An 11,680-nucleotide genomic window follows, 5' to 3' on the forward strand; every position below is an offset into this window, starting at 1 on the left:
ATGGGACAGATCCTCATCCGGCAGCCGAACGGCACCTGGCGCGAGCCGGACCCTGCCGGGTACGCCGCTGAAGCGGATTTGCAACAGATCCTCGCGGAATACCCGGAGCTAATCCCGGGTGTCAGCGCCGACGCCGTGACCTGCCGGGAGTTCCAGTCGACAGCCGGGCCGGCCGACGTGGTCGTTGTGGATGCCGACGGACAGGTGACGCTCGTGGAGTGCAAGCTGGCCAGCAACCCACAAATTCGGCGCGAGATCGTGGGGCAGATGTTCGACTACGCCTCGCGTCTGTGGAAGATGGGAATCGAGGACTTTGACGCCCGATGGCAGGACCGCACCGGTCAGTCGCCGTTCCCGGCCGACGACGACGGTGTCCGGCTTCGTGACTTCGTCGCGGAGAATCTCACGCAGGGCCGGTTTCGGATTGTTCTGGCGGTCGACGCAATCAACGAGCCGCTGAAGAGGATGACCGAATACCTCAACGCCATGTCCGGGCCGGACACATCGATCATCGCCGTCGAATATGCCCGGCTTACCCAGGGGACGATTGAGATGCTGATGGCCCAAACCTACGGCAAGGAACTGGCAGAGGCGAAGGCGGCGTCGGCCGCTCGTGACCGGACGGTGTGGGACACGGAGACGTACCGGGCGTGGCTGCAAGACAACGAACCGGCGTCGATGCCGAACTTCCTGGCATTCATCAACGAGACCGCAGCACTGGGGTTGGATTTCGAAGGCTCCAAAGCAGTCAGCCCGTCGGGCGGGTTGAAGATCCACGATGCGCAGGGCAGACGGCTCGGTTCCGTCTCCCTGTTCCATTTCTCGGGGCAGGGCACTTCGGTGGAGTTCAGCCTCATCCCCATGTCTCGTCTGCCCGGCGGCGAATGGCCGCCGGATGCCGGAATCGAAGCATTCCTGCGCGAGATGGAAAGCACTCCTGGACTGGCCGACGTCGGTAGGAATCTACGCGCGAGCAGATTCACCACCCGCCGTCCGAATGTCTCTCTGGCGTCACTGGACGAGGAATCCGTGCGCCGTGGGCTGCGTGCTCTGAGGTTCCTTTGGGGGAGCGGATCGGTTTCGGAAAGCCCCGGGCCTCTGTCCTGACCTCGAGGGCGGGATCCAACCGATTCGGCACCGGCCCCTCCTTCTGCAAGGATGCAGGGTAAGCCTGCTGATAAAGGAGTTCCCCATGCCTTCCCCCACCTCCACGCCGAACACCACCGCCTATGGGGTGCACTCGGAGGTCGGCAAACTCCGCAAGGTCCTGGTCTGCGCTCCGGGCTTGGCCCACGAACGGCTCACCCCCACCAACCGGGAAGACCTCCTGTTTGACGACGTGATGTGGGTCGAAAACGCCCAGCGCGACCACGCCGACTTCGTCACCAAGATGCAGAACCACGGCGTGGACGTGGTGGAACTGCACGATCTCCTGGGCCAGACCATGGACCTGCCCGAGGTGAGGACCTGGCTGCTGGACCGCAAAATCATCGCCAACCGGGTCGGACTGGGCCTGGTATCCGGCACCCGGGCCTTCCTGGATTCGCTGACCGGAGCGGACCTGGCACGCTACCTCATCGGCGGGCTCGCGACGTCGGACCTTCCCGCCGACTACCGCACCGATTACATCGCCCTGGCCCGGGAATCCTCCGGCCGGCCCGAGTACCTCCTGCCGCCGCTGCCCAACACGCTGTACACCCGCGATACCACCTGCTGGGTCGGCGGCGGGCTGACGCTGAACCCGCTGTACTGGCCGGCCCGGCACGACGAGACCCTGCTGATGCAGGCCATCTATAAGTTCCATCCGGAGTACGCGGCGTCCACCGTCTGGTGGGGCGACGGGGAACAGGACTGGGGCCAGGCCTACCTGGAAGGCGGGGACGTGATGCCGGTGGGCAACGGCACCGTGCTGATCGGCATGGGGGAGCGCACCTCCCGCCAGGCCATCACCCAGCTCGCGCAGTCGCTGTTCGCCGCCGAGGCCGCCGAACGGATCGTGGTGGCCGGCATGCCCAAGCTGCGGGCCGCGATGCACCTGGACACAGTGTTCACCTTCGCCGACCGGGACCTGGCCACCATCCACACGGCCATCGTGGACGGCATCCACGCCTTCACCATCCACCCCTCGGACCGCAGCCCCGGCCTGGAGGTGCGGGACCACCGCGACCGCCGCTTCGTAGACGTGGTCGCCGAATCCATGGGCTACAAAAAGCTGCGACTGGTCGAGACCGCCGGCGACTACTCCGCCTCCGAACGGCAGCAGTGGGACAGCGCGAACAACGCTGTCGCCCTGGAGCCCGGCGTGGTGTTCACCTATGACCGCAACACCCAGACCAACGCGGCGCTGCGGAACGCCGGCGTCGAGGTCATCCCGATTGTCGGGGCCGAACTCGGCCGCGGCCGCGGCGGCGGGCACTGCATGACCTGCCCGATCATCCGGGATGGCTTGGACTAACGACGACGACGGCGGCGGCTGGCACTTGACCGCGGCCACGCCCGACATCGAAATTCCGGCCACGGTTTCAAGTTGGACATACGTGAACGCACCATCTCTGACGGGTGCACGCCTTTCCACTGCAGGGACCCCTTCGGCAACTGTCTCGAGGTGCTGGCCACCGATTCGGACCCTGCCGTCTCCCTCTGAGAGGATTATGGTGAGCCGCTGACGGAGGAGCCTCCGCAGGAAGCGGTCCGTCCCTCCACAGATGTCTAAGCGGTGTTGCCTCAGTGGCCGCAACATCCGATTGGAAAAGAACCGTGTCTAATGCGCCTGCTTCAGGGGACAAAGCCCCAGCGGCCAAACTCTCCCTGCTGACCCTCACCACTGTGGTGATCGGGTCCATGGTCGGGGCCGGGGTGTTTTCCCTGCCCCAGCGCTTCGCCGAGGAAACCGGGGTGTGGGGTGCGCTGGTCGCCTGGCTGATTGCGGGTTCCGGCATGCTGATGCTGGCTTTCGTGTTCCAGCGGCTGTCCATGCGCAAACCAGACCTTGATGCGGGGGTCTTCGCCTACGCCAAGGCCGGCTTCGGAAATTACGTGGGTTTCTTCTCCGCAGCGGGTTACTGGGCCAGCGCCTGTGTTGGAAACGTCACCTACTGGGTGCTCACCATGTCCACACTGGGAGCCCTGTTTCCGCAGCTGGGTGCAGGGGACACCCTCCTCGCCGTCGTGCTGTCCTCGGCCGGGCTGTGGGGATTCTTCTTCCTGATCAGGCGCGGGATCAAAGAAGCCACGGCCATTAACCGGATAGTCACGATCGCCAAGGTTGTTCCCATCCTGGTCTTCGTGCTGTTTGCTGTCTTCCTGTTCGACCCCGCCGTCTTCGCGGGAAACCTTACCGGTGCGGACTATACGGGGCCGCTGTTCGAGCAGGTCAGCAACACGATGCTGGTAACGGTCTTCGTTTTCCTCGGTGTCGAAGGTGCCAGCGTGTATTCACGCCATGCCCGACGGCGGGAGGACGTTGGCCGGGCCACCGTCCTCGGATTTCTGAGCGTCTTTGCCATCTTTGCCTCGGTCACGATCGTTTCCTACGGCGTCCTGCCGATGGAACAGCTCGCCGAGCTGCGCCAACCATCCATGGCGGGTGTCCTGGAAGCGGGAGTGGGGACCTGGGGGGTGGTGTTCGTCAGCGCAGGCCTGATCATTTCGGTGATGGGGGCTTACCTGGCCTGGAGCCTGATGTCAGCGGAGGTCCTGTACGTGGCCGCCAGGGAGAAGGACATGCCGCGGTTCCTGTCCCGGGTCAGTGAGGACGATGTCCCGGTCAACGCCCTGCTGCTGAGCACCCTGCTCAGCCAGCTGGTAATGGTCATCACCTACTTCTCCGGGGATGCCTTCGACTTCGCACTGGACATGACCGCGGTCCTGACGTTGTTTTCCCTCCTTTTCGCGGCCCTCTACGCCCTCAAGCTCGGTTGGAGCGGGGAAACGTATGAAGGAGCCCCGAGCCGCACCCGGCGGGGCGACCTGGTCATTGCCGTCATTGCCACCATTTATTCTGTGTTCCTGGTCTATGCCGCCGGGCTGCCCCTGGTGCTGCTTTCGATGATTTTCTACGCCCCCGCCACCGTCCTGTTCGTGATTGCCCGCCGTGAACAGGGGCAGCGCGTTTTCCGGGGAGGGGAGCTTGTTCTTTTCCTCATTACTTTGGCAGGAGCCGTTGCAGGCGTGCTCGCCCTGACCCGGGGCTGGATAGCGCTCTGAGCGGAGGGCGTGCCGCGTCCTGCGGTATGCACCCGGAGGTGGGCAAGCTGCGCAAGGTTTTGGTCTGTGCCCCGGGTCTGACCCACGAACGGCTCACGCCGACCAACCGTGAAGACCTGCCGGGCCCGACCCGGGTACCTGCTGCCGCCGCTATGAATCTTCTACTGGCCGGCCGGGCACGACGTAATCCTGCTGATGCAGGCCATCCATCTGTTCCATCCGGAATCCGAACGCCAGCAGTGGAACAGCGCGAACAACGCTGTCGCGCTGGAGCCCGGCGTGGTGTTCACCTATGACCGCAACACGCAGACCAACGCGGCGCTGCGGAACGCCGGCGTCGAGGTCATCCCGATTGTCGGTGCTGAACTCGGCCGCGGCCGCGGCGGCGGGCACTGCATGACCTGCCCGATCATCCGGGATGGCCTGGATTAACGACGACGGCGCGTGGCGGGCGGGCGGGGGCTCACCACGAGCTCGCCGGCGTCGCCCATGGGGTTACGTAGCCGGCAGGCTTCGGGCAGCACCGGCAGCGTCGGTAACATGCTCGATGTTTCCATCCGGAGCCTTCCGTGCCGAGATGTTCCGCCAGTGAAGGACCATTGCCGCAATGATTAGCGGGACGTGAATGGCGGGGAGATTTCTGGCCAGCCACTGCGGGAGATAGATGTCGGTGACAGATCCAGTACTGTCTCCGAGATCGCGTGCCACCGCCGTGAGCGGGCAGCGGAATACGTTGCCGGCGAAGATCAAGGTCTCCGCGGCCACCACCGCGGCCGCGACGCCTACGGTCCGGTCTGACAGCTTCCGGACGCCGGTGACCAGTATGTAAAGCATGCAGCTTTCAATGGTGACCCACGCGAACGTGTGAAACACCTTCACCGCTCTAAGTAGCCCGCTGCGTTCATCCATGCCTCATTGTCGCGCCCGCTCTCGGGAAAGTGAGTCCTGGTTCCCTCCTTTCGTGAAACGGGCCGTCATGCAGCTGAACACTCGGCCGCGGCCGCGGCGGCGGGCACTGCATGCCCTGCCCGATCATCCGGGACGGTATCTATTAACCTGCTACGAAGGTTCCGCTGCCGCCGGGTACGTAGGCTGCTCTGGAATCGCCGGTCATCCTCAGCCCGTGATCCTCCCAACAAAGCCCTTCAACCACTTGATGATCCGCCCTAGCATAGGAATAGGGGACGCAAAACGGTCGCGCTCGTTGTCGGCGTTGTCCTCGTTGCTGGCGAGCGGGGCACTGGTGGATGAACCAGACACCGCCCCCGTACCGGAGCCGACGCAGGTTGCACAAACGCCCGCCAGCTACGGACACGACGAAAACAGAACCCACCCCTACGGAGGGGACGCCCGCAACACCCATCCCGGTTTCGGCGGAAATGCTGGCCAGGGTAGCGGACGAGGCAGAAGATTACCTGCCCATCACCCCCATCGAAGGCGCGGCCCTTAGGTCCCAGGTCCATCCGGACCCTTACATGGTCGCGATGCGATACCAGCTGCCCGGAGGAGATGAGGAGATAGGAATCTGGGCGGTTATGACCCTCGATAGCGGGCCGTTTATCTCCGTCGATAAAAACGCAAAAGCGGTGACGCACTGACCAGACGGCGAAAGTCCTCTTACAAGATCAACCCGCTGTATACCGACGGCGACGGCGTAGAGGCTTACGTCAATAACGTCGAAAGGGAAGAAGTCAAGTGGCACTGAACAAGAAGAAGGCAATCATCGCCATTGCAGCTGTGGCCGTCATTGGTGGTATTGCCACCGCAATGGACACCACCACCGAAGAGGCACCGGCTCCCGTGACGGCGACACCCGCACCCGCCGCCACCGAAGAGGCACCGGCACCTGCAACAGAAACCCCCGCCCCCGCAGAAGAAGAGACCCCTGTGCAGGTCGCCGACGATGCGGACCCCGCCGATATCGAAACGGTCCTGAGCGGCTTCCCCCGCGACGGTGAAGGCTACGTCGTTCTCGACTCTGCAGCCGCCGACCACGCCGACGGCACCGTCGTTGGCCTGGAAGTCGAAACCCCGCTCGGCACCACTGAACGCGGCGTTTGGATGCTCCGCAGCAACGGCAGTGTACAGGCGGCGAACGAGGACACTGCGGAGAATACCGCGGCATCGTGGCCCGTCCGCAAGGATGCCCGCTACGCCCTGGACGACGAGGTTATCTCTGTCGATATGGCCCTCGGGGTGAACTAGCATGCAGACCATCACCACGACCGAATCCCGAGGCCGAGTAACGCTGGTACGGCTCGCCTACTACATTCTCGTAATGTGGTGGCTCGCGATTTACGCCGCCGTGATCGACCTGACCATTGCAGGCGGGAAGCTTCTCTGGAACTGGCTGAATGACCGGCCCGTCGCCGTCGCCGGCCCAGTTTTCCGGCTGACGCGGCGCCTCGTTATCTCGCCGCGCCGCAGGAAGCAGTCCATCACAACCACGACTACCTACGTCTAGAACATCCCGCACCTAGGGCCATACCTCCGAGCTGCCGATTCGTCCTTCGGCCAGCCGTGGAAACTCATCCTGCCGTAGGCGCGGGCCCTCGCCAGTAGAATCGACGGATGCCCGAAACCCTGCAGCCCACCGCACCACGCGCCGCCACCGCCTCCACCCGCCTGGCGCGCATCGTCACCGAAACCACCGCCCCGGCCGTCCTCGTGGGAATCCTCCTGCTGCTGCAGCCGCTGCTCAGTCCGGGCGTGACCTGGCTGCAGGGCATCGTCGCGGCGCTGTTCACCGTGGGGCTGCCCTTCGCCGGGATCCTGGTGTTGAAGCGGCGTGGCAGGGTGACCGACCACCATGTAGGCGTGCGGACCCAGCGGGCGCCGATCCTGGCAGCCTCCGCAGTGTCCCTGGGCATCGGCGCGCTGCTCTTGGTCCTGCTGGACGCCCCGGCGGCAATGTTCGGCGAAATCGGCGGCGTCTTTATCGGCATGATGCTGTGCCTGGCAGCGAACCTGGTGTGGAAGCTTTCGGTGCATTCCGCCGTCGCCGCCTACGTCGGGCTGGCCCTGCTTGCGCCCATCCCGGCGGTCGGCGCGGCGCTGGCCCTGCTGCTGGCCTCGGCCACAGGCTGGTCCCGGGTGAAGCTCGGCGATCACACACCCACGCAGGTCCTGGCCGGACACATCGCCGGATGCCTGACCTTCACCGCCGCCATGCTGCTGCCCTAATCCGCGGTTCGGAAAGCATTTCTTGCAGTCATAAGTCTTGTTACAAACCCTTAACGATTTTAGCCCCTGCAATTAGCCGTTAATAGACCGTTCCAGTTAACAGAAGAATGAGCGAAATACAAACCCGCCGAATCCGGATGCTTTGACACCCGAAACCACGCGGGGCACCGTGACGCTTGTCATAATGTGGACGGATGACTCAGACAGCATCCAAGAGAGTTCGGGCCGGCACGGTCATCACCTTGATGGGGGCAATCCTTGCCTACCTGATCGGATCCGGTTTCGCCACAGGCCAGGAGGCACTGCAGTACTTCGCGTCCTTCGGGGCGCCCGGTGCAGTCGGCGCCCTGGTGATTAGTTTTTGCCTTTATTCCTACGTCACGGCGGTGGTTCTCCGCGATGGCCGCAACCTCCGGTTGAAATCCGGAAATGCGATCTTCGAGTATTACTGCGGAAAGTACATCGGCAAATTCTTCGGCGTTTTTGCGCCCTTGTTCTTCTTCTGCCTGTTCGCAGTCATGCTCTCCGGAGCCGGTGCCGCGCTCAACGAGCACTTGGGCTGGAACAGTCAGGTGGGAATCCTTGCGATGGCAGTGGGAGTGCTGCTGACGGTGATGATGGGGCTCGATGGCTTGGTGGGTATTGTGTCCAAACTCGGTCCCGTCATCGTCGTCCTGTGCCTCGTCGTCGGCATCATCGGTATCGCCAGGAGCCCGCAGGGCATCGCGGCATCAGCGGATACCCTCCCCACCATCGACGTTCTGCAGGCGGCCCCGAACTGGGCCGTGTCGGGATTCAACTACCCGGGACTGGGGATCCTGATGCTGGTCCCGTTCCTTGCAAGCCTGAGCACACGAGTCCGCAATGACAGGGAAGCCGTCACCGCCGGATTGGCCGGAGCCATGACGTTTGTGGCGGCGGTTGCCGTGGTGGCTTTCGGGCTGCTGGCCAACATCGGTGACGTGTATGACAAGCAGATCCCCATGCTGTGGATTGCCAACCAGATTTTCTCCGGCGCGGGCAGCATCTTCTCGGTGGTCCTCTTCGCAGGCATTTACACCACCGCCGTTCCGCTGCTGTGGACGGCGATCAACCGGATCGAGACAAACGACAGGAGCAACCGGGCACAGATGTTCGCCCTCATTGCCACGGTGGCTGCGGTGCTGTTGGCGCAGGTGCCGTTCGCGGAACTCGTCAACGTCCTGTACCCGGTTGCCGGTTACCTGGCACTGGTTCTGGTGGGGTGCATTGTCATCCGGCAGATCCGAAACATCCGGGCCCGGAAGCGGGGGACCGACGTCTACGCCGTTGCGTTCGAGCGGTTACCTGAGGAGAAGGCAGCTACTGCGCCCCAAGACGTCCAGGCCGGGTAGCCCGGCGACCACAGGCGGCCACAGGCGACCACAGCCGGCCCCGGCAGCCCCACTCCGGGGCCAAGCCGCAGTTTGCGATAAAGTCAGGGGCAGTCTCTTCACACAAATTGGACATAAGCAGGCACGAAAAAGACGTGTGAAACAACGATGGGGGTTTCATGACAACGCGATTCGGGAAGTCCGCCGGTGAACGGGCCACCTCAAAAGCAGTCGTCGCCGCCCTACAGCTGGGCGAGCACGTCACGTTCGATGAACTGCTGGCCGCCGTGACCAAGACGCACGGAAAACCCATTGAACTGCGCGACATCGACTCCGCCGTGATTCCTTCCGTCACCGGTCTCTGGATCGAGAAGGACACGAAGTCGATCATCCTGCTGCCCTCCGGCGACAACCGGCTGCACCGCACCCACGCCGCCTGCCACGAGTTCGGACACATCCTCCTGCGCCACCAAGGATGCGGCGGAGTGGAAACGGCCATGCCGTCCCTGTTCCAGCACGTCGGCAGCCGCCAGGGAATCCGCCGGATGCTGGCGCGGTCCCTGGCTTGGAACGAAACCGAACGCGCCGCCGAGCAGGTGGCCTACCTCCTTTCGCTGGCCCTGCTGCCTCGGGAACGCGACAGCTCCAGCACCTTTGAACGGACCTTCCTGTGATCACCCTGCAGATGATGCCGGCCGCCGCCCTCTGGACGCTGGTGATCATCCGGCTGGTGGGTCTGCGCTTCGGCTGGAAGCTTGGCATCCTGCCCGGCATGGCTGCGGTGGCCATCGGCGCCACCCTGAACATTGACCAGGTCTACCTGTACGTCGATTCCCTGCTGGGGGAGCGGAACCTGCTCAACCTGATCGTCCACCTGCTCATGGGTGCCGGAATGACGGAACTGTGCCGCCTGCTGCTCAAGGCCACCGGCAGAACGGACGACGACGGCGGGCGGCATGTGAAGGCACTGATCGGCATGGGTGTTGTCCTGGCCGTCATTCAGACGACCCTGCTGCTGGTGTCCGATACCCCTGGCTCCGCCACCAACTTCACCGACACCTTCGCCTCCATCCCCACGATTGCAGCGTACCAGGCGAGCTTCTTTGCCTGGATCGGCGTGGTGCTCGGCTATACCGGCGTCGAATGCCTGCGCCGGGACAAGAGCGGGGAATCCCGGGAGTTCGGCGTCGGCCTGAGCATCCTCAGCGCCGGGTGCCTGGCCGGAGTCGGCGCCGTGTCCGTGAAAATGCTGCTCATCGGTCTGGAATTCGCCGGCGTGCAGGCGTCCTTCGGCCTCTACATCGGCTACCGCATCCTTATGGCGCTGACCATGTTCGGCTTCGCGGTCGGGTTCGCGGTGCCGTCCTACGCCCGCCTCAAAACCGCCGCCGCCGACCGCCGTCGTCGTGCCGAGGATCTGGACGCCCTGCGGCCGATCGTGCGCCGCCTGATGAAGACCTGCGAAGGCACGCGGGCCCTGGAAGCGGCCAACGTATCCCTCAACGCCCGCACCTCCAAGACCCAGCTCTACCGCTGGTTCATCTTCATCGGCGACATCCGGGTCCTGGAACCCGGGCTGCTGTCGCCGGAGGAGACCCGCATCATTGACGAGATAGGCACAAGAATTGAAGACAAGGGAACACCCGCCCGCCGCGCAGCTATCCTCGGCGGCTAGCTGGTACTCCAAAATCCTGCCGCCGGCCCTGGTGCTGGCGGTCCTCATCATTGCTGCGGGGATCGAGGCGGGGCTGGGACCGGTGGGCGTGCTCCTGCTCCTGGCCGGCGTCGTCGTGGTGCCCGGGGCGATCTACAAGGGCACCAAGGGACTGTTCCGACGCCGCGGGATCCCTGACCGCTGGCGGGCCGCCCTGGTGGCTGCCCTGATGCTGGCCGGCGCAGTCGTCTGCTACCTCCTGCCCGTGGCCTCCCCGGTGCCGGAAACGGTGACCGGGCTGCTGCTCGGCAACCTGGGCCTCGTCTTCTTCCGGCGCTGGCTCAACGTTTCGGCGCACGTGTCCGTCCTGACCTTCGGCGTGCTCTGGGTAATCGCGACATACGGGGCGGGCTGGGCGTGGCTGTTGATACTATCGCCGTTGATGATCTTCAGCCGGGTGTCCCTCGGCGAACATACCCTGAGGGAAGCGCTGTCCGGCGCGGCCCTGGGACTGGCCACCTTCTGCTGTTTCCTCGCAGTTATGACATGGAGCTGAACTACGTGAATGATTTTGATCTTCCCCCGGAGCGTGCTGCGGGCATCCGACGAGCCGAAACGCTTGCCCGGAAGATCAATCTCCTGCTGGACGTCATCATGTCCGACTCCGGCAAGCCCTTTGACTACCCGACAATTAGGGACGCCGCGCAGAAAGCCGGCTACTACCTCTCGCGCACCCGGTGGTCGCTGCTGAAATCCGGCAAGGAGCAGGTGGTTCCGGAGGAAGCCCTGCGCGCCATTGCCGCCGTCTTCGACGTCGACCCCGACTATCTGCTGCAGGAAGACGGAAACCTGCCTGAGCGGGTCGAGGCCGAGCTGGAGCTGCTCCGCAGCCTGCGCCGTGCCGAGGTGCGGAACTTTGCGGCCAGGGCACTGGGTCCGGTGGATCCGGAGGCCTTGAAGGCGATCGCGAAAATCCTGGACGAGGATCACTAGCCCTCCGCCTCCCGTCCCGGGGCCTTCTGCGGCCTGCGCGACGTCGAGTAAAACTTTGACCCGGACACCGAGCGGTGGTAGCGTCTCACCCATGTCTCACACATGTGTGAGACGAGTTTGAAAAGTTCATAAACGGCGGACAGAGCGATCCTGAGCCCGATGGGGAATCTTCGTGTATTTGTGGCTGGGGGGTCACTGCCGAAGTCTCCACCTCGAAGGCCTACAGGCCTCCGTTCCCGTTTGTCGGCGCGTTTCGGCGCGCTGTATCTGTAGCATCCGCTGCCTGTGGGGG

General features: G+C 64.1%; 12 protein-coding genes and 1 pseudogene. 12 read left to right on the forward strand and 1 reads right to left on the reverse strand.

Annotated features, from left to right (window positions below; translation table 11 throughout):
- From NNX38_RS12850 to NNX38_RS12865, 4 genes and pseudogenes are all read left to right on the forward strand, one after another.
- Window positions 1-1,107, forward strand: coding sequence for a hypothetical protein (locus NNX38_RS12850; RefSeq protein WP_255798359.1), 1,107 nt, complete (start codon window positions 1-3; stop codon window positions 1,105-1,107).
- A gap of 85 nt (window positions 1,108-1,192) precedes the next feature.
- Window positions 1,193-2,455, forward strand: coding sequence for an arginine deiminase (locus NNX38_RS12855; RefSeq protein ID WP_255798360.1), 1,263 nt, complete (start codon window positions 1,193-1,195; stop codon window positions 2,453-2,455).
- A gap of 302 nt (window positions 2,456-2,757) precedes the next feature.
- Window positions 2,758-4,206, forward strand: coding sequence for a basic amino acid/polyamine antiporter (locus NNX38_RS12860; RefSeq protein ID WP_255798361.1), 1,449 nt, complete (start codon window positions 2,758-2,760; stop codon window positions 4,204-4,206).
- Between the two features lie 222 nt (window positions 4,207-4,428).
- A pseudogene (locus NNX38_RS12865) lies at window positions 4,429-4,638 on the forward strand (arginine deiminase family protein); the annotation flags it as partial.
- A gap of 63 nt (window positions 4,639-4,701) precedes the next feature.
- Here NNX38_RS12865 and NNX38_RS12870 read toward each other — a convergent pair.
- A complete protein-coding gene (locus NNX38_RS12870; protein ID WP_255798362.1) occupies window positions 4,702-5,115 on the reverse strand; it encodes a hypothetical protein in 414 nt (137 codons plus the stop codon).
- 786 nt (window positions 5,116-5,901) lie between these two features.
- On the opposite strand from NNX38_RS12870, the gene NNX38_RS12875 reads away from it, so the two are divergent.
- The 8 genes from NNX38_RS12875 (at window position 5,902) to NNX38_RS12910 (ending at window position 11,388) form a co-directional block, all read left to right on the forward strand.
- The gene (locus NNX38_RS12875; protein WP_255798363.1) at window positions 5,902-6,411 is read left to right on the forward strand and encodes a hypothetical protein; all 510 of its coding nucleotides are present in this window, start codon (window positions 5,902-5,904) and stop codon (window positions 6,409-6,411) included.
- Between the two features lie 73 nt (window positions 6,412-6,484).
- The gene (locus NNX38_RS12880) at window positions 6,485-6,670 is read left to right on the forward strand and encodes a hypothetical protein (protein ID WP_255798364.1); all 186 of its coding nucleotides are present in this window, start codon (window positions 6,485-6,487) and stop codon (window positions 6,668-6,670) included.
- Between the two features lie 107 nt (window positions 6,671-6,777).
- Window positions 6,778-7,389, forward strand: a complete 612-nt coding sequence (locus tag NNX38_RS12885; protein ID WP_255798365.1) for a phosphatase PAP2 family protein — start codon at window positions 6,778-6,780, stop codon at window positions 7,387-7,389.
- Between the two features lie 194 nt (window positions 7,390-7,583).
- Window positions 7,584-8,762, forward strand: a complete 1,179-nt coding sequence (locus NNX38_RS12890) for a hypothetical protein (protein ID WP_255798366.1) — start codon at window positions 7,584-7,586, stop codon at window positions 8,760-8,762.
- 158 nt (window positions 8,763-8,920) lie between these two features.
- Window positions 8,921-9,415: a hypothetical protein gene (locus NNX38_RS12895; RefSeq protein WP_255798367.1), complete on the forward strand. Its 495-nt coding sequence runs from the start codon at window positions 8,921-8,923 to the stop codon at window positions 9,413-9,415.
- Entirely contained in the window at window positions 9,412-10,416 is a 1,005-nt protein-coding gene (locus tag NNX38_RS12900) for a hypothetical protein (protein WP_255798368.1), read from the forward strand. Before NNX38_RS12895 ends, NNX38_RS12900 begins: the two co-directional genes overlap by 4 nt.
- The gene (locus NNX38_RS12905; protein ID WP_255798369.1) at window positions 10,367-10,951 is read left to right on the forward strand and encodes a hypothetical protein; all 585 of its coding nucleotides are present in this window, start codon (window positions 10,367-10,369) and stop codon (window positions 10,949-10,951) included. Before NNX38_RS12900 ends, NNX38_RS12905 begins: the two co-directional genes overlap by 50 nt.
- 5 nt (window positions 10,952-10,956) lie before the next feature.
- A complete protein-coding gene (locus tag NNX38_RS12910; RefSeq protein ID WP_255766813.1) occupies window positions 10,957-11,388 on the forward strand; it encodes a helix-turn-helix domain-containing protein in 432 nt (143 codons plus the stop codon).
- Window positions 11,389-11,680: the final 292 nt, after the last annotated feature.

The sequence above is a fragment of the Arthrobacter sp. zg-Y238 genome, assembly GCF_024385525.1.
Lineage (GTDB): Bacteria > Actinomycetota > Actinomycetes > Actinomycetales > Micrococcaceae > Arthrobacter_B > Arthrobacter_B jinronghuae.

What these genes read in the sequence shown, in the direction of transcription:
- NNX38_RS12850 (WP_255798359.1), top strand. Translation starts at nt 1, where the DNA reads ATGGGACAGATCCTCATCCGGCAGCCGAACGGCACCTGGCGCGAGCCG.
- NNX38_RS12855 (WP_255798360.1), top strand. Translation starts at nt 1,193, where the DNA reads ATGCCTTCCCCCACCTCCACGCCGAACACCACCGCCTATGGGGTGCAC.
- NNX38_RS12870 (WP_255798362.1), bottom strand. Translation starts at nt 5,115, where the DNA reads ATGGATGAACGCAGCGGGCTACTTAGAGCGGTGAAGGTGTTTCACACG.
- NNX38_RS12880 (WP_255798364.1), top strand. Translation starts at nt 6,485, where the DNA reads ATGTGGTGGCTCGCGATTTACGCCGCCGTGATCGACCTGACCATTGCA.
- NNX38_RS12885 (WP_255798365.1), top strand. Translation starts at nt 6,778, where the DNA reads ATGCCCGAAACCCTGCAGCCCACCGCACCACGCGCCGCCACCGCCTCC.
- NNX38_RS12890 (WP_255798366.1), top strand. Translation starts at nt 7,584, where the DNA reads ATGACTCAGACAGCATCCAAGAGAGTTCGGGCCGGCACGGTCATCACC.
- NNX38_RS12895 (WP_255798367.1), top strand. Translation starts at nt 8,921, where the DNA reads ATGACAACGCGATTCGGGAAGTCCGCCGGTGAACGGGCCACCTCAAAA.